The organism is Pantoea sp. SJZ147 (assembly GCF_007828605.1).
GTDB classification, from domain to species: domain Bacteria; phylum Pseudomonadota; class Gammaproteobacteria; order Enterobacterales; family Enterobacteriaceae; genus Pantoea; species Pantoea allii.
The window spans coordinates 22,095-43,638 of record NZ_VIVB01000001.1 but is presented as its reverse complement, the minus strand read 5'-3'; the positions used below and the strand labels follow the sequence as shown (position 1 = coordinate 43,638).

The 21,544-nt window shown below is 55.0% G+C and carries 20 protein-coding genes; 10 read left to right on the top strand and 10 right to left on the bottom strand.

Annotation, left to right across the window (positions count from 1 at the left end; all coding sequences use genetic code 11):
- The first annotated feature begins 112 nt into the window (after positions 1-112).
- Positions 113-616, top strand: coding sequence for a thiol peroxidase (gene tpx, locus FBY13_RS00195; RefSeq protein ID WP_063879737.1), 504 nt, complete (start codon positions 113-115; stop codon positions 614-616).
- A 41-nt stretch (positions 617-657) separates the two neighbouring features.
- Here tpx and tyrR read toward each other — a convergent pair whose 3' ends face one another.
- The 7 genes from tyrR to pspA all read right to left on the bottom strand — a co-directional run bounded on the left by tyrR (position 658) and on the right by pspA (position 6,519).
- A complete protein-coding gene (gene tyrR / locus FBY13_RS00190) occupies positions 658-2,223 on the bottom strand; it encodes a transcriptional regulator TyrR (protein WP_145393172.1) in 1,566 nt (521 codons plus the stop codon).
- Positions 2,224-2,502: 279 nt separating this feature from the next.
- The gene (locus tag FBY13_RS00185) at positions 2,503-3,564 is read right to left on the bottom strand and encodes a YcjF family protein (RefSeq protein ID WP_109716405.1); all 1,062 of its coding nucleotides are present in this window, start codon (positions 3,562-3,564) and stop codon (positions 2,503-2,505) included.
- Complete coding sequence (locus FBY13_RS00180; RefSeq protein ID WP_109716406.1) at positions 3,561-4,958, bottom strand: YcjX family protein; 1,398 nt, start codon at positions 4,956-4,958, stop codon at positions 3,561-3,563. Before FBY13_RS00180 ends, FBY13_RS00185 begins: the two co-directional genes overlap by 4 nt.
- Positions 4,939-5,187, bottom strand: coding sequence for a phage shock protein PspD (gene pspD / locus FBY13_RS00175; protein ID WP_063879741.1), 249 nt, complete (start codon positions 5,185-5,187; stop codon positions 4,939-4,941). Before pspD ends, FBY13_RS00180 begins: the two co-directional genes overlap by 20 nt.
- Before the next feature lie 54 nt (positions 5,188-5,241).
- Positions 5,242-5,592 (bottom strand): envelope stress response membrane protein PspC, encoded by a 351-nt coding sequence (gene pspC / locus FBY13_RS00170; RefSeq protein WP_145393171.1) that lies wholly within the window; start codon positions 5,590-5,592, stop codon positions 5,242-5,244.
- Positions 5,589-5,816 carry an envelope stress response membrane protein PspB gene (gene pspB, locus FBY13_RS00165; protein ID WP_063879743.1) on the bottom strand — a complete coding sequence of 76 codons (228 nt, stop codon included), beginning with the start codon at positions 5,814-5,816 and terminating at the stop codon, positions 5,589-5,591. Before pspB ends, pspC begins: the two co-directional genes overlap by 4 nt.
- Positions 5,817-5,853: 37 nt before the next feature.
- Positions 5,854-6,519, bottom strand: coding sequence for a phage shock protein PspA (gene pspA, locus FBY13_RS00160; RefSeq protein ID WP_063879744.1), 666 nt, complete (start codon positions 6,517-6,519; stop codon positions 5,854-5,856).
- A 163-nt stretch (positions 6,520-6,682) separates the two neighbouring features.
- Between pspA and pspF the strand changes: the two genes are divergently transcribed.
- The 8 genes from pspF (at position 6,683) to FBY13_RS00120 (ending at position 15,752) form a co-directional block, all read left to right on the top strand.
- Complete coding sequence (gene pspF, locus FBY13_RS00155; protein ID WP_063879745.1) at positions 6,683-7,696, top strand: phage shock protein operon transcriptional activator; 1,014 nt, start codon at positions 6,683-6,685, stop codon at positions 7,694-7,696.
- A gap of 549 nt (positions 7,697-8,245) precedes the next feature.
- Entirely contained in the window at positions 8,246-9,874 is a 1,629-nt protein-coding gene (gene sapA, locus FBY13_RS00150; RefSeq protein WP_145393170.1) for an ABC transporter substrate-binding protein SapA, read from the top strand.
- Positions 9,875-10,840: a putrescine export ABC transporter permease SapB gene (gene sapB / locus FBY13_RS00145; protein ID WP_145393169.1), complete on the top strand. Its 966-nt coding sequence runs from the start codon at positions 9,875-9,877 to the stop codon at positions 10,838-10,840.
- Entirely contained in the window at positions 10,827-11,717 is an 891-nt protein-coding gene (sapC, locus tag FBY13_RS00140) for a putrescine export ABC transporter permease SapC (protein WP_063879748.1), read from the top strand. The genes sapB and sapC overlap by 14 nt, the downstream gene beginning before the upstream one ends.
- Positions 11,717-12,712 carry a putrescine export ABC transporter ATP-binding protein SapD gene (sapD, locus tag FBY13_RS00135; protein ID WP_063879749.1) on the top strand — a complete coding sequence of 332 codons (996 nt, stop codon included), beginning with the start codon at positions 11,717-11,719 and terminating at the stop codon, positions 12,710-12,712. The genes sapC and sapD overlap by 1 nt, the downstream gene beginning before the upstream one ends.
- A 1-nt stretch (position 12,713) precedes the next feature.
- Complete coding sequence (gene sapF / locus FBY13_RS00130; protein WP_063879750.1) at positions 12,714-13,517, top strand: putrescine export ABC transporter ATP-binding protein SapF; 804 nt, start codon at positions 12,714-12,716, stop codon at positions 13,515-13,517.
- 141 nt (positions 13,518-13,658) lie between these two features.
- A complete protein-coding gene (gene fabI / locus FBY13_RS00125) occupies positions 13,659-14,447 on the top strand; it encodes an enoyl-ACP reductase FabI (protein ID WP_063879751.1) in 789 nt (262 codons plus the stop codon).
- 189 nt (positions 14,448-14,636) lie between these two features.
- Positions 14,637-15,752 (top strand): oxidoreductase, encoded by a 1,116-nt coding sequence (locus tag FBY13_RS00120; protein WP_145393406.1) that lies wholly within the window; start codon positions 14,637-14,639, stop codon positions 15,750-15,752.
- On the opposite strand, the gene FBY13_RS00115 is transcribed toward FBY13_RS00120, so the two are convergent.
- The 3 genes from FBY13_RS00115 to FBY13_RS00110 form a co-directional block, all read right to left on the bottom strand.
- Positions 15,749-16,645: a LysR family transcriptional regulator gene (locus tag FBY13_RS00115; RefSeq protein ID WP_063881185.1), complete on the bottom strand. Its 897-nt coding sequence runs from the start codon at positions 16,643-16,645 to the stop codon at positions 15,749-15,751. The genes FBY13_RS00120 and FBY13_RS00115 overlap by 4 nt on opposite strands.
- Before the next feature lie 279 nt (positions 16,646-16,924).
- Complete coding sequence (locus tag FBY13_RS23350; RefSeq protein ID WP_172823899.1) at positions 16,925-17,062, bottom strand: hypothetical protein; 138 nt, start codon at positions 17,060-17,062, stop codon at positions 16,925-16,927.
- A gap of 252 nt (positions 17,063-17,314) precedes the next feature.
- Entirely contained in the window at positions 17,315-18,901 is a 1,587-nt protein-coding gene (locus FBY13_RS00110; protein ID WP_063879753.1) for a PTS transporter subunit EIIC, read from the bottom strand.
- A gap of 251 nt (positions 18,902-19,152) precedes the next feature.
- Here FBY13_RS00110 and FBY13_RS00105 point away from each other — a divergent pair, with 251 nt between their 5' ends.
- Positions 19,153-21,456: an FdhF/YdeP family oxidoreductase gene (locus FBY13_RS00105; RefSeq protein ID WP_145393405.1), complete on the top strand. Its 2,304-nt coding sequence runs from the start codon at positions 19,153-19,155 to the stop codon at positions 21,454-21,456.
- Positions 21,457-21,544: the final 88 nt, after the last annotated feature.

Genomic DNA, 21,544 nt, shown 5'->3' with positions numbered 1-21,544 from the left:
AACTTTAGGCAACAAATGCTCTCGTAAACCCTTAAAATTTATGTCATAAACAATGGCTATACCTGTACTGACGCGTTATTTTTGTCAGATCACATCATTAGAAGGAATGCTTATGTCTCAGACTGTTCACTTTCAGGGCAACCCGGTCGCGGTTGCAGGTCAGTTCCCGCAGCCGGGCGACAGCGTTAAATCGTTTACTCTGGTGGCTAAAAACCTGGCTAACGTCTCACTCTCTGAGTATGCAGGAAAACGCAAGATTCTGAATATTTTTCCCAGCGTCGATACCGGCGTGTGCGCCTCTTCGGTACGTAAGTTTAACCAGCTGGCGGGTGAACTGAGTAATACCGTGGTGTTATGTATTTCCGCTGATCTGCCCTTTGCCCAGTCGCGTTTTTGTGGCGCGGACAACCTGAACAATGTGGTTACGCTCTCCACGCTGCGCGGGGGTGAATTCAAACGTGATTTTGGTGTGGAAATTGCCGATGGCGCCCTGCAAGGCCTGACCGCACGTGCAGTGATCGTTCTGGATGAGCATGACAAAGTGCTTTACAGTCAGTTGGTGAATGAAATCACCACTGAACCCGATTATGACTCCGCACTCGCTGCGCTGAAATAATGACCACAGCGGATAAGCCAGACTTATCCGCTGCGTTTGTTTTATTCGCTGTCGCCGCGTTTTTGCCCCAAACCGTACTCTCGCAATTTATTGGCAATGGCCGTATGGGAAACACCCAGGCGTTTTGCCAGTTTGCGCGTGCTGGGATAAGAAAGGTATAAACGCGTCAGAATTGACCGCTCAAAGCGGCTGGTGATCTGGTCCAGCGTCCCTTCCATCGCCTCTTCCCCGAGTGACACATCCAGTGCCTGTTTAGGTAAAACGATATGCTGAGGCCGTAATTCGTGGCCTTCCAGTTGCGTTAAGGCACGATAGAGCGCGTTTTTGAGCTGACGCACGTTTCCGGGCCAGTTATAGCGCATCAGAAAAGCATTCAGCTGTGAGGACAACCGTGGACGCGGAATGCCCTGTTCATCGGCGAAGCGCGCCACAAACATGTCCGTTAACGGCATAATGTCCTGAACCCGCTCGCGCAGGGGCGGCAGGTTTAGCGTCAGCACGTTGAGCCGGTAAAAAAGGTCTTCCCTGAATTCGCCACGTTGCACCAGCTCAAACAGATTCTTCTGGGTCGCGCAAATCACGCGGACATTGACGTGAACTTCGTGCTCTTCACCCACGCGCCGGAACGTGCCGTCGTTAAGAAAGCGCAGCAGTTTGGTCTGCATGGTCGGCGACATCTCACCAATCTCGTCCAGCAGTACCGACCCGCCGTTGGCCTGCTCGAAAAAGCCTTTTTTTCCCTCAAGCGCATTAGGATAGGCACCCGCCGCATGACCAAAAAGCTCACTTTCCGCCACATCATCCGGCAGAGATGCGCAGTTGAGTGCCAGAAAAGGCATTTTCCCGCGAGCGCTGCGTAAGTGGCAGGCCCGCGCCAGCATATCTTTGCCCGTACCGGTGTCACCGATGATCAGGAGCGGCGCATCATGCATCGCCAGCTTGCGCGCCTGTTCCACGACCTGACGCATTTTGGGCGTGACCGCAACGATATGATCGAACTCGGTTTCGTCGGTGACGACCAGACTCTGCAACTGGCGGCCCATGCGAGCGGTGGACTTCAGCATCACCATCGCACCGACAAGCTGTTCTGCCTGGTCATTTTCTTCTGACAGGTAGATCGGATGCGCTTCCATCAGGAAATCGCGCCCTTCTATCACCACATGTTGTGCCTGAGCCTGAACGCGGTCGCTTTCCAGCCAGCGCATAAAGTTGAAGCCGTTGATCAGATGATCGGCCGTCACGTTGCGGATCTTGTTTTCATCAAGATTAAACAGGTTTTGTGCCGCCGGGTTCGCCAGCTCAACCTTACTTCTCAGGTCCACCGAAAACACCGGCTCCGGCATGGCCACCAGTAAGGCGCTCAGAACCCGGTGCTCACGTTCGGAAGGCATATAGGGCACAGTGCGGACATCAGTCACGCCCGCCGTACGGCGGATTTCCGCCATAAGATTACTGAACTGTTCGAATTCCAGCGTAGAGAAATTAAGATAGATGCGGCCTGAGGCGGCGACTTCAATGCCGCGAAGATCGATGCTGCGCGCTACCAGCAGGTCGAGCAATTCGCGCGCCAGCCCGATACGGTCCTGACAAAACACTTCTAAACGCATTGCGTAGGCCTTAATCCGTTTGATATTTGGCGATAATACGCTAAATAACCCGCCCGCAGAAAGAGGGCTGTCAGGAAAAGTTGACAGCGGTGACGCACGCGCATTTTTTTAAACGCGTAAACGGCGTCAGCCAGGATGACGGCCTTACGCGTGCTGAGTGGGTCAGAAATAAACACGCACCGGCAGGCATGGCACAATACGGCTGATGCGCCTTCTTTCACGTACTGCAGAATGACATGACCGCGCCGTTGGGCCACAGCGCTCGTCATCCTGTTTCATTTACTGGCGTTTCTCGCCGCCCTTTTGTAGCGCGTCTTTTAACTGCCCCAACAGCTCACGACGGTAATCACCCAGGCGCGGTTTATCGTTTTCGAGCCAGGGTAAGGGGCGGCATAACTCCATCGCTTTAATGCCCAGACGCGCCGTCAGCAATCCCGCGCCGATGCCCTGCGCAGCACGCGTCGAAAGCCTGGCGGCGATGTCCTGCGACATCCAGTCCATCCCAACTTCACGCACCAGCTCGGAAGCCCCTGCAAAGGCCATGTTCAGCAGTACCAGTCGGAACAAACGCAGCCGACTAAAATACCCCAGCTCAATGCCATAGATGGCGGCAATCCGGTTGACCAGTCGTAAGTTACGCCAGGCGATAAACGCCATATCGACCAGTGCCAGGGGACTAACCGCGATCATCAGCGCGGATTCGGCCGCATGACGGCTGATTTCCCGCCGCGCCTGGCGGTCAAGAACAGGCTGCACCATCTGGGCATAAAGCCGGACCGTTTCCCCGTCATTGTGGGTTTCATGGCGCGCAGCATGCCAGCGCTGCAAGGCAGGATGCGCTTGATCGAGTTCGGCCTGGCGCGCCAGCTTTTCACAAAAGGCACGTCCTTTCCCAATGCCGTGACTGTTGAGCAGTTCCCGGCCCAGATCGCGCTCTTCGGCCCGCTGACGGAGCTGATACAAACGACGCCACTCGCTGGTCAGCGCGCCGACGCCAGCAAGCACAATCAGCCCGCCCGCCATGCCGCTGCCCAGCGCAAACCAGTCCTGAGCCAGCCAGGCATTGTGGCTCCATTGCACGCCCTGCGCCACCACGCTGACGCCAAACAGCGCCAGGCCAGCGCCCACCATTTTACGCCACAGGCTGCGTTTGGGTTTTAAGGCCGCCTCGACCGCCCGCTCGCCTGCACTTTCTTCTTCAACCGCCGCCTCGTTATCCTGCACGGCTAAAAAGGCGGCCTGTGAATCGGCTTCAAACGTCTGAGCCGGACGCAACACCGCGTCGGGCTTATCGTCCAGAGGCCGGGCAAAATCAATGCGCGGTTTCAACGGATCGCTCATCGCAATTTATCTCCCAGTAAAAATTCCAGTGCCGCATCCATGCGGATATGCGGTACGGGGCGATCGATATCCAGCTGCTGCGGGCGAAACTGCTCAAACTGAAAGCCTTGCTGCTGCCAGAACGCGCTGCCTGGCAGCCGCGGCGGAACCTCACCCGGATAAACGGTTAATGCCTCGCCGTCCTGCAGGCGATGACCTCGTAGTGCCGGAATTTTTTCGCCACGATGATCGACCAGCCCGCTTTGCGTGGCCTGAACCGAGGCCAGGCCGATGCAGTCCATGCTGATGCCTTCGAACGCCGCGTTTTGCCAGGCATCCTGCACCAGCTGCTGCAACAGCGAGACCATATTGCCATGCTGATCGCTGGTGATGTGATCGGCTTTCGTGGCGGCAAATAACAGCTTATCAATCACGGGTGAAAACAGCCGCCGGAACAGCGTTCGCTGTCCGTAATGAAAGCTCTGCATCAACTGGGTTAGCGCCAGGCGCATATCGTTAAACGCCTGCGGCCCGCTGTTGAGCGGCTGCAGACAATCCACCAGTACGATCTGGCGGTCAAAGCGCAGAAAATGATTTTTATAGAACCCTTTCACCACGTGCTGGCAGTAGTAATTAAATCGCTGCTGCAGCATGGCAAAGTTACTGCCTTTGTCCGCCTGCGCCAGCTTAGCAGCCTGGGCTTCATCAGCTGTCGGCCACGGAAAAAACTGCAGCGCTGGCGCGCCCGCCATCTCGCCGGGCAGCACAAAACGCCCCGGCTGAATAAAGTGCAGTCCTTCCGCTTTACACCGATGCAGGTAATCAGTCCAGGCTGCGGCGATCCCGGCCAGGCGGTTTTCATCGGCGGGGGCAAGCGGATCGAGTTTTTGACAATGTTCGCGCCAGGGTGCAGCCCAGTCTGCGCGATCGCCCTGCATTAAGCCGTTCATCTGTCGCGACCAGGTCAGGTAATCCTGTGCCAGCATAGGCAGATCGAGCAGCCACTCACCTGGGTAGTCAACAATTTCAAGATAGAGCGTGGCGGTATCTTTGAGATGGCGGAGCAGTGAATCATTGGGACGGTAACGGAGCGCGAGGCGCATTTCACTGACGCCTCGCGTGGGCGTGGGCCAGGCGGGCGGCGTACTGTACAGCTGCGCCAGCCCTTCATCATAGGTGAAACGGGCGGTGCCCATATCCCGTTGCGGCACACGTTTCACGCCCAACAGGCGCTCATCGCGCACCACAGAAAACAGCGGCAGTCGTGCGCCGCTGTGTACAGAAAGGAGCTGGTTAACCAGCGAGGTAATGAAGGCCGTTTTACCACTGCGGCTCAGTCCCGTCACCGCCAGACGAAGATGTCGATCGACGCCGCGGTTCATCAATGCCAGCAACTCAGTTTGCAGTCTTTTCATCTTTTTCCTTGATGAAGCGTGATGCAACCCGGCTCATCACGCGTTTCAGCAGCGGCTCAAGCGCCAGTCCTAACAGAAGACGAAGTGGACGGCGCGCCACCGATTTTACGGCCCAGCCGGTCACGCCAGCAGGACCATAGGTTACCGCATTGATAATGATAAATTTGGCGGCTGACTTCAATGCAGGTGTTGCACGATGACGAAAAGCCGCAGTGCGTGAAACAGTCATCACTTCCTCCTGACGGTCCGCAGAGGGCCAGTCTGGCCCGCCGCAGGACAACGGTTAAATCTGACGGAAACGACTGCGCACGCTAAAGGTTTCAGAGGTGACGTAACGTTCGATGTCCCGGACATTACGTTCGTCCTGCTGCAGTGCAGTTTCCAGTTGGTCCAGCAATTCGCCGGGGCTGGGTTGATGTTCCCCGTTGTCTGCGCCTGCCGGTTTGACGTCCAGGACAAAACCCAACACGAAATAGGCAATCACCGTAAACACGAACAGACCAAAGAACAGCGACAATACGACAATGACACGAAGCAGTCGCACCGGCACATCAAGGTATTCGGCTAAGCCGGCACAAACCCCCATCAGTTTCCCGTCGTCAGGCTTGCGCCATAGCGTGCGGCCTTTCATCATGGTTGCCTCCAGTTAGGATGTTCAGCATCAAGGATGGCTTCAAGTGCATCAATACGATCCCGCATGCGCTGTGCATCTTTGGTCACCTGTTGCAGGCGCTGCATCTGGCTTTGCGACAGATCTGCCCCGCCGTTGCGCTTGTTACTGTAATGTAGCCATAGCCAGACAGGTGCCACAAACAGCACAAATATTGTTAAAGGTATGGCTAAAAATAGTGCGCTCATTGACTCTCCTTAATCCTTTCCAGCAGAAAGCGGCTTATTATTCGCTGCGGTTCATTTTGGCTTTCAGCGCGTTGAGTTGTTGACTGATTTCATCATCCGCTTTCAGGTCGGTGAACTGCTGATCCAGCGTTTTAGGTTTACCAAAACCGTGGCTCTCTGCTTCCGCTTCCATGTGGTCGATGCGACGTTCAAATGATTCGAAGCGCGCCATCGCCTCATCAATTTTACCGCTGTCCAGTTGGCGACGCACATCACGTGAAGAAGACGCGGCCTGATGACGCAGCGTAAGGGCCTGCTGACGTGCACGGGTTTCGCTCAGCTTTTTCTCCAGCTCAGTGATTTCACCTTTCATACGCGCCAGCGTCTCTTCTACCTGCGCAACTTCCTGCTTCAGCGAGGCAATCAGATCGGTCAGTTTCTGTTTTTCGATTAACGCTGAACGGGCCAGATCCTCTTTATCTTTACGCAGGGCCAGTTCGGCTTTGTCCTGCCATTCCACCTGCTGAATCTCGGCCTGTTCGATGCGGCGTGACAGCTGTTTCTTTTCAGCCAGGGCGCGGGCAGAGGTGGAACGGACTTCAACAAGCGTGTCTTCCATTTCCTGAATCATCAGGCGCACAAGCTTCTGCGGATCTTCTGCACGCTCAAGCAGTGAATTAATGTTGGCATTAACGATGTCAGTGAAACGAGAAAAAATACCCATAATGATGTTCCTCTTATTTGTCATGGTTTCATCTTGCTGGTGATACCTGATTCAAGATGCGTGCCAACTTTTATCTTATTGATTTTATTTGCATTGGTGGCTTTGCAGTTTTTTTAAACTGTTCTAAGATAGTTAAATTGATTAATCCGTGGCGAAATTCATCATGTCCGTTAATAACGACAACCTGCTAGGGGAATCGAACAACTTTCTGGAAGTACTGGAACAGGTGTCGAAACTCGCTCCGCTGGAAAAACCCGTGTTGGTAGTGGGCGAACGCGGTACAGGTAAAGAGCTGATCGCCAGCCGTCTGCACTATCTTTCAGACCGCTGGCAGGGCCCTTTCATCTCACTCAACTGTGCTGCGCTGAATGAAAACTTGCTGGATTCTGAGCTTTTTGGCCACGAAGCCGGGGCATTTACCGGTGCGCAAAAGCGTCATCTGGGCCGTTTTGAGCGTGCAGACGGTGGCACGCTGTTTCTAGATGAGCTGGCTACCGCGCCAATGCTGGTACAGGAAAAACTCCTGAGGGTCATTGAATATGGTCAGCTGGAGCGCGTCGGCGGCAACCACGTCTTTCAGGTCAATGTGCGCCTGATCTGCGCCACCAATGAAGACTTACCGGCGCTCGCGGCCGCAGGGCAGTTTCGCGCAGACCTGCTGGACCGCCTGGCGTTTGATGTCGTTCAACTGCCGCCGTTACGCGAGCGCCGTAGCGATATTTTGGTCATGGCCGATCATTTCGCCATCCAGATGTGTCGTGAACTGGGGCTGCCCCTGTTTCCAGGCTTTACACAGCAGGCGCAAAACACCTTACTTGATCATCACTGGCCGGGTAATGTGCGTGAACTTAAAAACGTCGTTGAGCGGTCGGTGTACCGCCACAACACCAGCGATGAACCGCTGGATGAGATTATCATCAACCCGTTTGCGCGTCGTACGGCCCCTGAAGAAGCTCCGCTTCCTGCCAGCACGCCAGATGCACCCGCTGCCCTGCCGTCTCTGCCGCTCGACCTGCGCCAGTGGCAAAACCAGCAGGAGCGCGATGTGGTGGAAATCAGTCTGCAACAGGCGAAGTATAATCAACGCCGCGCTGCCAGCTTACTTGGCGTCACCTACCACCAGCTCAGAGCCATCATGAAAAAGCACGGTATCCAGGCTCGGGACGTCCAGGCATAACGGACGATCGACCGGATTAAATTGCAGATAAACGCTGAGTTGTTGCTGTCGTAAACAATGATCATTGTACGGCTGAGACCGGGCGGGTGGAGTCAAAAGGATGGGTGCGGGAAAAAAGGGCCCGCCGAAGCGGGCAACTGGAAGCAATGTGAGCAATGTCGTGCTCTTCTTCGGTAGAGCCACCGTCGAAGCGCAACTGAATAATAATCATTCCTGTTCGCATCTGTAAAGGGGTTGTTGAGAATTTTTCTCATTTCCACACCAATGCTGCGCCTTTATTACCACGCACCCGTCGCCTTTACCCTGCTGCAACGGGCTGGTCGCGCTTCACATTGCATTGCATTCAACAAGGTGACGACGGTGATGCCTTTCGCGCCGCCAACCTGGCCGAACCCGCCCGGGTACAACCCCATCGGAATCGGGCCAGGAAGCATTAGCCGCTTCTTTCTACGCTCAGGTGCGCGAAAAACCGGCAATCGACGATGCGTATTTGGGGCCGCGCCCGCTTTGCGATACACTCTGCCTAATGCCTGAGAATCGTTGAGTTCTATGTTAAAACTAATTCCTTCGCTGTTACTGAGTCTCAGCGTGTTAAGCGCGCCTGTCTGGTCTGCGCCAACACCGGCTGGAGATATTCGTCAAAGCGGATTCGTCTATTGCGTTAATGGCACGCTGAACACGTTTAATCCGCAGATGGCCAGCAGTGGCTTAACGGTGGATACGCTGGCTGCCCAGTTATATGACCGCCTGTTGGATGTCGATCCTTACACCTACCGTTTGCAGTCCGATCTGGCCGCCAGTTGGGAAGTGCGTGATAACGGCGCGACCTACCGTTTTCACCTGCGCCACGGGGTACAGTTTCAGCACACCTCAAACTTTGCACCCACGCGCGCGATGAATGCCGATGACGTCGTTTTCAGCTTTGCCCGCATGTTTGATCGCAAACATCCCTGGCATAATGTTAACGGCGGCTATTACCCCTATTTCGACAGCCTGCAGTTTGCCGATTCGGTTCAGAGCATTAAAAAAATCGATAACGACACCGTCGAGTTCCGCCTTAACAGCCCGGACGCCTCGTTTCTCTGGCATCTGGCGACACATTACGCGCCCGTTCTGTCGAAAGAGTACGCCGACAGTCTGGATAAAGTGGGCCATCAGGAAGAGCTGGACCGGCTACCGGTGGGAACAGGCCCGTTCCAGCTGAGCGAATACCGCAGCGGGCAATATATTCGTCTGGCGCGGAACCCGCATTACTGGAAAGGCGTGCCGCGCCTGCAGCAGGTGGTTATCGATCTTGGTGCCGGGGGAACAGGACGGTTATCGAAGTTGCTCACGGGCGAATGCGACGTTCTCGCCTATCCCGCCGCCAGCCAAATCTCGATTCTGCGCGACGATCCCCGGCTGCGCATGACCCTGCGCCCCGGCATGAACATCGCTTATCTGGCATTTAACACCCGCAAGCCGCCGCTCGACCGGCCGGACGTTCGTCACGCGCTGGCGCTGGCGATCAATAATGAGCGCCTGATGGAATCCATCTACTACGGCACCGCCGAGACGGCCGCCTCGATTTTACCTCGCGCGTCCTGGGCTTATGATACCGATGCCAGCATTACGGGTTTCGATCCCAAAAAAGCCAGAGAAGCGCTTGAGGCGGCGGGAGTAAAAGATCTTCATCTGCGTCTGGTTGTGCCTTCCGCCTCGCAGTCCTGGAACCCTGCGCCGCTTAAAACAGCCGAACTTATTCAGGCTGACCTTGCGCAAATTGGCGTGCGCGTCACTATCGTTCCGGTTGAAGGCCGTTTTCAGGAGGCGCAGTTGATGGCGATGAACCACGATCTGACGCTGGCAGGCTGGGCAACCGACAGTAACGATCCTGACAGCTTCTTTCGCCCCCTGCTGAGCTGTGCGGCCATCAGTTCCCAGACCAACTATGCTCACTGGTGTTCGCCCGCGTTTGACGACACGTTAAAAAATGCCTTGCTGTCACAGCAGCTGTCTGGCCGCATTGACAACTACGATAAGGCGCAGCAGATTCTGGCGCGCGAGCTGCCCGTGCTGCCGCTGGCTTCATCCCTGCGCCTGCAAGCCTATCGGCATGATATTAAAGGTCTGGTATTAAGTCCGTTTGGTAACGCTTCGTTTGCCGGCGTTTATCGTGATGAGCGAGAGGATCGTTAAGTGATCATCTATATTCTGCGTCGCCTGGTGTTGCTGGTCATTACCCTGTTTTTTCTTTCCCTGGTGAGTTTCAGCCTGAGCTATTTCACGCCGAATGCACCGCTGGAAGGCGCATCGCTGTTTGACGCCTGGTGGTTCTGGTTTAAAGGCATGCTGCAGCTGGATTTTGGCGTGTCCAGCACCAATGGTCAGGAGATTGGCGTACAGCTGCGCGAAGTCTTCCCCGCCACCATGGAGCTGTGCCTGATGGCGTTCACCCTGGCTCTGATCGTCGGCATTCCGTTGGGAATTTGTGCCGGTGCCATGCGGCATAAATGGCAGGATAAGGTGATCAGCGCGCTGGCCCTGCTGGGATTTTCTATTCCGGTGTTCTGGCTCGCGCTGCTGTTTACCCTGTTCTTCTCACTGACGCTGGGCTGGTTGCCCGTATCCGGGCGCTATGACCTGCTGTATCCTGTTCAAAACATTACCGGATTTGCGTTGATTGATGCCTGGCTCAGTCACTCGCCATGGCGACATGAGATGATGATTAGCGTACTGATGCATCTGATTTTACCGGTTACCGTTCTGGCGATGGCCCCCACCACCGAGATCGTGCGTTTGCTGCGCATCAGCACCAGCGACGTCGTTGATAAGAACTATGTGAAGGCGGCCGCCACCCGCGGATTATCCCGCTTTACCGTGATTCGCCGCCACGTGTTACACAACGCGCTTCCCCCTGTGATTCCGCGTCTTGGCTTACAGTTTTCCAGCATGTTAACCCTGGCGATGATTACGGAAATGGTGTTTAACTGGCCCGGATTGGGGCGCTGGCTGATTAACGCGATTCGCCAGCAGGACTATGCGGCAATATCCGCCGGTGTGATGGTGACCGGTGGCGTAGTGATCGTGGTGAACGTCCTCTCTGACATTGTCGGTGCGGCGCTGAATCCGCTGAAACATAAGGAATGGTATGCCGTACGATAACATCTACGCCGAAAAGCGCCTGCCCAGCGCGTTTCGTCAAAGCTGGCACCATTTTTATGGCGATATGCCGGCGATGATTGGCCTGTACGGCTTTGGCGCACTGCTGCTGCTCTGCCTGTTTGGGCATTTCCTGGCACCCTATCCCATCGACCAGCAATTTCTGGGTTATCAGCTGCTGCCGCCCTCCTGGTCGCGCTACGGTGAAGTCTCATTCTTTCTCGGCACTGACGACCTGGGGCGTGATTTACTGAGCCGCTTACTCAATGGCGTTGCCCCGACGGTAGGTTCTGCCATTCTGGTGACGCTGTTTGCCACCTTTTGGGCGCTGGTGCTGGGCATTGTGGCGGGTATGACGCACGGCGTGCGCTCTGCGGTGCTGAACCACGTGCTGGACACGTTACTGTCGATACCTTCTCTGCTGCTGGCCATCATTGTGGTGGCCTTTCTCGGCCCGCGCCTTGAACATGCGCTGCTGGCGGTCTGGCTGGCGCTGATGCCACGGCTGGTGCGCGAAATTTACAGCGCCGTCCACGACGAACTGGAAAAAGAGTATGTGGTGGCGGCCCGTCTCGACGGCGCGACCAGCATCAATATTATGTGGCACGCGATTTTGCCTAATGTATTACCGATGTTGATCAGTGAGATTACGCGCGCGCTCTCTATGGCTATTCTTGATATTGCCGCTCTGGGTTTTCTTGACCTTGGTGCTCAGTTGCCCTCGCCGGAATGGGGGGCGATGCTGGGTGATTCGCTGGAACTGGTTTATGTGGCTCCCTGGACGGTGATGTTGCCCGGTGCCGCCCTGATGGTCAGCGTATTAGTCGTTAACCTGCTCGGTGATGGCATTCGTCGGGCCGTTGAGGCGGGAGTAGAATAATGCCGTTACTGGATATTCGTAATCTGACGATTGAGTTCATGACCGCTGATGGCCCGGTTAAAGCGGTGGACCGCATTAACCTGTCGCTCAGTGAAGGGGAAATCCGCGGTCTGGTCGGTGAGTCCGGTTCGGGCAAAAGTCTGGTCGCTAAAGCCATCTGTGGCGTGACCAACGATAACTGGCGTGTTACCGCAGACCGTATGGTATTTGATGACGTCGATCTGCTGCGCCTGTCCCCGCGCGAGAGACGTCGCATCGTGGGTCATAACGTTTCGATGATTTTTCAGGAGCCGCAATCCTGTCTCGATCCGTCGGAAAGTGTCGGACGTCAACTGATGCAGGCGATTCCGCGCTGGACCTATAAAGGCGCGTGGATGAAGCGCTTTTGGTTCTGGCGTAAAAGCCGGGCTATTGAGTTGCTGCACCGGGTGGGCATTAAAGATCACACCGACATTATGCGCAGTTTTCCTTACGAGTTAACCGAGGGCGAATGCCAAAAAGTGATGATCGCCATCGCCCTGGCGAATCAACCCCGCCTGCTGATTGCTGACGAGCCGACTAACGCGATGGAGCCGACCACACAGGCGCAGATATTCCGCCTGCTGAGCCGGCTTAACCAGAACAATAACACCACCATTTTGCTGATTAGCCATGACCTGCGAACCATGAGCCAGTGGGCAAACCGCATTAACGTGATGTACTGCGGTCAGACCGTAGAAACGGCGCAAAGCGAAGACCTGATGAGCACACCGCATCATCCTTACACGCAGGCGTTGATTCGTGCCATGCCTGACTTTGGTCGTCCGCTTCCGCATAAGAGCCGTCTCAATACCTTATCCGGTGCGATTCCATCGCTGGAAAGCCTGCCTATCGGTTGCCGTCTGGGGCCGCGCTGCCCCTACGCACAACGCAAATGTGTAGAAGCGCCACGGCTCACCGGCACGCGATCGCACCTGTATGCCTGCCACTTCCCGCTCAACGTTGAGGGCCAATAAGATGGAAACGTTGCTGGAAGTCCGCAATCTCAGCAAAACCTTTCGTTACCGCACCGGCCTGTTTCGTCGTCAGCATGTTGAGGCGGTGAAATCCGTCAGCTTTACGCTGCGTGAAAAGCAGACTCTGGCGATTATTGGCGAAAACGGTTCAGGCAAATCCACGCTGGCAAAAATGCTCAGCGGCACCGTTGCTCCCAGCGACGGCCAGATTATTATCGACGATCACCCGCTGAGCTTTGGCGATTACGGCTATCGCAGCCAGCGCATTCGTATGATCTTCCAGGACCCATCAACCTCGCTGAATCCACGCCAGCGCGTGAGCCAGATTCTGGACCTGCCGCTGCGCCTGAATACCGATCTGGACGCTGAGGCGCGGGAAAAGCGCATTATTACCACCCTGCGCCAGGTGGGATTGCTGCGCGATCACGCCGGTTACTATCCGCATATGTTGGCTCCGGGCCAAAAGCAGCGTCTTGGCCTGGCCCGTGCGTTAATCCTGCAACCCAAAGTGATTGTGGCCGATGAGGCTCTTGCCTCGCTGGATATGACTATGCGTTCACAATTGGTCAATCTGATGCTGGAGCTACAAGAAAAGCACGGTATCGCTTACATTTATGTGACCCAGCATCTTGGTATGATGAAGCATATCAGCGATAAAGTGCTGGTCATGCATCACGGCGAAGTGGTGGAGCGCGGCGGCACAGCAGACGTGCTTGCGTCGCCACTGCATGAGATGACAAAACGTCTGATCAACAGCCATTTTGGTGAGGCCTTAACGGCTGAAGCCTGGCGGCGGGAGCGTTGATTTTGCGGCATATAGTGGAAAACGCTGCGCGTTTTTCCTGATTTCAAGCAGACGTGCTAGAATCCGCACGTCGATTAACGTCGGTCGTCTATTATTTAAACAACACGACCGCCAACTACCATGACCATAAGGATTACAGCTATGGGTTTTCTTTCCGGTAAGCGCATTCTGATTACTGGTGTTGCCAGTAAACTTTCCATCGCCTACGGTATTGCACAGGCGATGCGCAAACAGGGCGCAGAACTGGCTTTCACCTACCAAAACGACAAACTGAAAGGTCGTGTGGAAGAGTTTGCCAAAGATTTGGGTTCCGACATCGTGCTGCCCTGTGATGTTGCAGAAGATGAAAGCATCCAATCCCTGTTCACTGAGCTGGCAAAGACCTGGCCAAAATTTGACGGTTTCGTGCACTCCATCGGTTTCGCGCCTGGCGACCAGTTGGATGGCGATTACGTTAATGCCGTAACCCGCGAAGGTTTCAAAATCGCGCACGACATCAGCGCCTACAGCTTTGTTGCAATGGCTAAAGAGTGCCGTGCCATGCTGAACCCGAACGCTGCTCTGCTGACCCTGTCTTACCTGGGTGCAGAACGCGCTATCCCTAACTACAACGTTATGGGCCTGGCAAAAGCGTCTCTGGAAGCTAACGTGCGTTACATGGCTAACGCGATGGGTCCAGAAGGCGTGCGTGTTAATGCCGTTTCTGCGGGTCCGATTCGTACGCTGGCAGCGTCAGGCATCAAAGATTTCCGTAAGATGCTGGCCCATTGTGAAGCGGTAACCCCTATTCGCCGTACGGTAACTATCGAAGACGTGGGTAACTCCGCTGCCTTCCTGTGTTCCGATCTGGCGGGTGGTATCACCGGTGAAATCGTTCACGTTGACGGTGGCTTCAGCATCGCCGCCATGAACGAACTGGAACTGAAATAAGTTTCCTCACGGGCGAGCCTTGCTCGCCCTGTGCTGTACCCGCCCGATTGCCTCGTTATTCCTTATCGCTATTATTTATCACCGATTGGTCTTTTGCCCTGACCTGCCCGTGGGCGACGATAAGTCAGCCCTGCGGCCTGCGACTAAATCACCGCCTGCGCCGCATCAGATTTTGCAAAAGGACGGATGATGCAACAACGCCGCTATCCCGGCCAGGATCACTGGTTTTACGAAAGTCAGACCCGCCCGCGGACCGTACAGGCTGCCCCACTTTTTCCTGAAGCCGCCCATGTCGATGACCGGTTTTTACTGGGGTTAGCACAGGAAGCCTCCGTTATTCAGCCTTTACTCCAGACAGACCAGCCCGCGATACAGATCGCCCACAACGTCGTTCTCCAGCTGTTTCCTGACCAGGTGAATACCACGCTGACGCATACGCTCACGCTGTATGATCGGTTAAGTACCGCGCTGACCGTCGCCCAGGTGACAGGCATTCAGCGCCTGTGTAATCACTATTCCGCCCGACTGAATCCCCTGCCGGGTCCAGATTCCTCCCGTGAAAGTAACAATCGCCTGACACAAATTACGCAATATGCGCGCTTGCTGGCGATGCAGCCTGCGCTAATCACGGCTGAAAGTATTCGTGCGCTGCATGCGGCCGGGCTGAGCGAAGCCGATATCGTCACCCTTAACCATTTAGTGGGCTTTGTCTGCTATCAGGCGCGTGTCATTGCCGGTATTCATGCTCTGCTGGAATTGCCGGTACGCTGGATGCCGGGGATGTCACCTGCCCCGGATGCCGAGGCAGCGACGTTTGATCAGCCCTGGCAGTGGCAGCCGGTCCTGACGCCGCTGGAGCCGCGTTATGCCAGCGAGGAGCAACATGCTGCGGTCACGCAGTGTCAGGGCTCGCCCGCACTTCAGGATGCGGTCTGGCTGCTGGCGCACGCTGCCGGGTTATTGCAGAGCTGGTTTGCCCTGCGTCATCAGCTTGAAAATACGCTGACCTCATCTGTAGAGGCCACTGCGGCAAGGATTCTGGGCAGCCGCTGGCTCTGTCAGCAGGCTGCAGACGCTAAAAATTTGCTGGATGAAGTGGATGCGGCGCAGTTGCCGAGTGAACAGCAAGTCATTATGAACCTGGCCGCGCAGTTGACCCGCCAGCCGGAGCGCTTTAACGCGCGCGATCTTCAGCCGCTGGCTGACGCAGGCTGGTCACATGCCGCGCGGTTCAGCGTGATTCAGTCCATCGCGCTGGCCAACTGGAACAGTCGTTTATTTTATGCCTGCGGTGAAGCCCGCTAGCTATCGAGATGACTGCGCGCTTCATCGTAAAAATGTTGCGCCAGCGGCGTCGCCCGGCCAGGTTCGGCGACGACCAGCGCCGCCTGGCGCGCCATTTTAGGCATTGCAATGGTCCGTTTTTCCAGTCCATGTAATGAGGCGGGCAGTAAATGTCCTCGTGGTGAGATCAGCACGCCAAGACCGACCTGGGTGCACTGTAACAGCTGCATGATGGACGCGCTTTCGACCACCACGCGCGGCACCAGCGCGACGTCGCGAAACGTCATATCCAGATAGCGGCGAAAATAGCGGGTTGGCTCCGCCAGACACAGCGGCTGCTGTGCCAGCGTTGGCAGGTCAAGCGTTTCATGCGCGCATAAGTGCTGAAAATGGTCGGGATGAAAAACGGCTTCCACGCCGCTATCCGGCAGCAGGGATGCCTGAAAATGCAGTTCCCGTAACGTCGCCATTTCAAAAAAGCCAATGCCCACATCGACCGTGTGGCTGTTCAGCGCTTCCAGCAGTTGATCGGCGCTTAATACGGCAATACGGTAATCCAGTTGTGGATAGCGCGCCTGCACCGCTTTTAACAACTGCGCCAGCGAAACGCTGCACTGCGGGACAACACCAAGACGAAGCGTACCGTTCACCCCGTGTTTTAACGACTCGACCTCCAGCTTGAGTCCCTGATAAACCGAAACGATTTCCCGCGCCCAGGCCAGTACCCTGTCGCCTTCCGGCGTAAAACCCGCAAAATTGTTGCTGCGGTTGATCAGCGACAGACCCAGCTCACGCTCCAGGTTTTTTAACCGCATCGATAAGGTAGGCTGGCTGACAAAGCTGGCTTCGGCGGCACGACCAAAATGGCGCTCGCGTTCGAGATTGCAAAGGTAGATGAGCTGTTTGATGTCGATTTTCTTTACCCGCCGTAACACCGTTTTTATGAATACCTATTATGTGCCGATGGATTAACAGAATGCCAGTCAGAGATAGTGCTGTAACCAATACCGCGAAGGCCTTAAACGGACGCAACATATTCAGGGCGCAATAAGGTTATGAAGATGGCTGTCACAATGGCAGGTCAGATAATCGGGGGGGCGTTGTCAGCATTCACAGGTGAATACCGGTGTTGATGATCTTATAAACGCGTTAATTTGTAATTTTTATTGGTGTTTCCCTGGTGTTGCAGGTGCTTACTTGTGCGGATAAGGCCAGGCGTGATCAATGCCGGTGGAAGAGAGGACGCCCGTGACCAATAAGTAGATCACCACCAAAGCGAAGATAACAATTGCTGATATTTCAAATATTTTAATCAGACTGTGTTTAGCCATAAATAACCCCCTGCTCATTGCGTGTATTTGACATTCACCTCTTACCTTAGAGTGTTACCGGTAAAGTACAAGTCCTGATCACAAAATGAAACATAAAGTATTTCTTATCTATTTAATGGATTTATCGCAGACAGGGGAAAGCCAGTTGCAGGAAGCGGATTCAACGGGGATTTTTTCTTCAGGCGCAAGGCGCTATAACGATGCAGAAACGGCGAAGGCGCATCACTCGCACCTTCGCAAGTGTGAAGAGGTTTACCCGACGCCCAGGGCCGCTTTCACCTCTTGTGCGATTTTCTCTACCTGTGGGCCGTAAATCACCTGCACATCATGTTCACTAACGCGGTTGATGCCATTGGCACCGGTGCTCATTAGCGTCTGATCCACCACTTCTTTCATGTCTTTGACCCGAACCCGCAAACGTGTGAAGCAGCAATCGACATCCTCTATATTGGCTGCACCACCCAGACCACTGATGATCACGTTGGTGCGCTCGCTGCCTTCAACCAGCTGTGGTTTTTCATCATCCGTTTCACGTCCCGGCGTTTCGACATGCATACGCGTAATAATAAAGCGGAAAGAATAGTAATAAACCGGGGCGTAAATCACCCCAAGCGCCAGCGTCCACCACCAGTGGGTTTTACTGCCGCCAAGCATGCCAAAGACCACCAGATCGATCACACCGCCCTGCACATTTCCAATCATCAAATGCAGCATCGACATCAGCATAAATGACAGGCCGGTTAAAAATGCATGCAGCAGGTAGAGCACTGGCGAAACGAAGATAAAGCAGAACTCCAGCGGTTCGGTGATGCCAGTAGTGAATGACGTCAGTGCTCCAGCCATCACCAGCGCCCTGACGCGCTGTTTATGTTCAGGCCGCGCGGTGTGATAAATCGCCAGGGCAGCAGCAGGCAGACCAAACATCATGACCGGTATTTTTCCCTGGGCCAGGAACTGGGTGGCGGTGCGAAGCGTCGCGTCCGGGATAAGTCCGGGATGCGTGAGCGAGGCATTAAAGATGTTTAACGCACCGACTATCGTCTGTCCGTCCACGATAGCCATGCCGCCAATGGGCGTGAAGCGCACGGTTTCGTTCAGGATGTGATGCAGGCCCGTGGGGATCAGAATGCGTTCCGAAGCCCCCAACAGAAATGCCCCGTACTGCCCGCTCCGGCCGATCATCTGTCCTACCCAGGCAATGCCTTCGCCAATGGTCGGCCAGACCAGCGCCAGTAAGATGCCGATCAGCGGCAGGAACACCACCGTCACGATCGGCACAAAGCGACGCCCGCCAAAGAAACTGATCGCCGTGGGTAACTGCTGCGTATAAAAGCGGTTATGCAGCATCACGGTGATCAGCCCGGCAATTACACCGCCCAGTACGCTCATATTGTAGGTAAAAATACCCAGCATCTGAATGTACTCAGCCGACGTCATCATGGCTGTGGTCTGATCCAGCCCGGCCTGTTGCAGCGCCTGCGGCGTGGTTGTGGCTGCGGTAATGCCCTTCGCCGCTAGCGTGGCATTGATACCGACATTCATGGCGATATAACCGATAACGGCGGCAAAGGCTGCGGTAGGCTTTTCTGCTTTCGCCAGTCCAATGGCGCTGGCGACGGCAAAGAATAGCGGCAGATTAGCAAACAGCGCGCCGGCCACTTTACGAATAAACCCGATGATGAGCTGGGCAACCTGCATATGTGCGAAAGCTTCGCCGGTAACGGCGGGATTCTGCATTGCCGCCGCCAGCCCCAGAAAGATACCGGCCGCTGCAATCACCGAAATTGGCATCATCAACGCCTTGCCAAACGCATGGATCTGGCTGGTGAGTTGTTTCATGGTGTCGCGCCCTTTTCTGTTTTAAACAGCAAGTATTAGCGCGATGTGCCGATAACACCCGTTATGGAGAGGTTACGAGAAGGTAAAACATGAACATCATCACAGTTGGCGTGCGACCACGATAAACGCCAGCTATCGCACCATTAAGCCAATCAATTAGACAAGCTTTGTCGTCGATAGCACACTAATATTTACTATCAGGATATATCCTTGCAACATTCGTCCAACATAAAAATAAGCCTGCACCTATGATGAAATTTAAGCGTCAAATTAAACCATACCGTGCCGCAGCGGGCGGCTGGGGTTCACTGGAAGCTACCACACGTTTTGTTTTCGACAGTAAAGCTGCCCTGAAAAATCTGCGCAATTTAATGCGCATGAACAAAGCTCGTGGCTTCGACTGCCCAGGCTGCGCCTGGGGTGATGACAATAAAAGTACATTTAGCTTTTGCGAAAACGGGGCGAAAGCCGTGACCTGGGAAGCGACGCGCCGCGTGGTCGATACCGACTTTTTCGCGAAACACAGCGTTACGACCCTGTATGCGCAAAGTGACTACTTCCTGGAATATCAGGGCCGTCTGACGCATCCGTTACGCTACAACGCTGAAAGCGACCATTACGAACCCATCAGTTGGGATGACGCCTATGCGCTCATCGCGAAACACATTAAGGCGATGGATAATCCGGATCAGATGGAGCTTTACACCTCGGGTCGCGCCAGTAATGAAGCCTCCTGGCTTTATCAACTGTTTGGCCGCATGTCAGGCACCAATAACTTCCCGGACTGCTCCAATATGTGTCACGAGGCCAGCGGTGCTGGGCTGAAACGCAGCATCGGCGTGGGTAAAGGCACCATTCGTCTTGACGATTTTGATCATGCCGATGCCATTTTTGTCTTTGGGCAAAACCCAGGCACTAACCACCCACGCATGCTGCACAGCCTGCGTCACGCGGCCGACCATGGTGCTAAAATCGTTACCTTTAACACGCTACGTGAGCGCGGTCTGGAGCGTTTTGCCGATCCGCAAAAGCCGCTCGAAATTGTCACCTCCAAAGCGGGCACCATCAGTTCTGCCTATTATCAACCCCATCTTGGCGGTGATATGGCGGCCGTGCGCGGCATGGTGAAAGCCCTGCTGGAAACCCATCGCGCGCGTATTGCAGCGGGCGAAAGCGGCTTGTTCGATCAGGCCTTCCTGAACGCCAAAACGCACGGCGTTGAGGCGTACTTCGACGCCGTAGATAACACAGACTGGATGCAGATTGTGGCGCAGTCGGGCCTGACAGAAGCACAAATCCGTGAAGCGGCAGCGATCTATCAGAACGCCGATCGGGTGATCTGCACCTGGGCAATGGGCATTACGCAGCACAAGCATTCGGTTGATACGGTGCGTGAAATCACCAACCTCCAGCTGCTGTTTGGTCAGTTAGGTAAAAAAGGGGCCGGCCTCTGTCCTGTGCGTGGTCACAGTAACGTTCAGGGTAACCGCACCATGGGCATTGATGAAAAGCCGTCCAAACCTTTCCTGGATGCGCTGGGTCAGCACTTTGACTTTGAGCCTCCGCGTGCGGCAGGCCATAACACCGTTGAAGCCCTGAACGCGATGCTGCGTGATGAAATTAAGGTTCTTATCGCCCTGGGCGGTAATCTGGCCGCCGCAGCACCGGATTCTCCGCGTACTGAAGAAGCTTTATCACGCTGCGGTCTGACCGTGCACATCAGCACCAAGCTTAACCGTAGCCACCTGGTGCCGGGTCATGAAGGGTTGATCCTGCCGACATTGGGTCGTACCGAACGCGATTTGCAGGCGACAGGTAACCAGTTCATTACCGTGGAAGATTCGTTCAGCATGGTGCATGCGTCAGAAGGTGTCGGTATTCCTCTGGCGAAAACACAGCGTTCTGAAACGTCGATTGTTGCCAGTATTGCCCATGCGGTTCTCGGTGATGACAAGGTGAAGTGGTTAGATCTGGCAGCTGATTACAACCTGATTCGCAATCATATTGCGGCAACCATTCCCGGTTTTGCCGACTTCAATACCAAATGCGATCAGCCTGGTGGCTTCTACCTTGGCAATGCCGCGGCAGAGCTGCGTTTTAATACGCCGACCGGTAAGGCCGAGTTCAACCCGGCAGCGCTGCCCGAGTCGCTGTTTCCGAAGCTTGATCAGGAAGTGCCTTTCACGCTGCAAACCCTGCGCTCACATGACCAGTACAACACCACGATTTACGGTCTCGACGATCGTTATCGCGGCGTGTACGGCCAGCGTGAAGTCGTCTTTATTAACCCCGACGACATGGCTGAATTAGGGTTTAGTGAAGGCCAGAATGTGGATATTGAAACCCTGTGGAATGATGGCATCACCCGTCGCGTGAGCGGCTTCAAACTGGTGCCTTACAACATTCCGCGTGGCAATCTGGCGGCCTACTATCCTGAAACTAACCCGCTGGTCCCGTTAAACAGCTATGGCGATATCAGCGGCACACCGACCTCGAAATCGGTGCCGGTTAAGCTGGAATTGTCGCAGGCGTTGACCACCCAACGTATCGCCTGATTCAGGCTTTTCTCCAGGCAAAAAGCCGGTTCGTCCGGCTTTTTGCCTTGCCGCGAGACCCCGATTCGCGTAAAACTGTCAGCCGCTA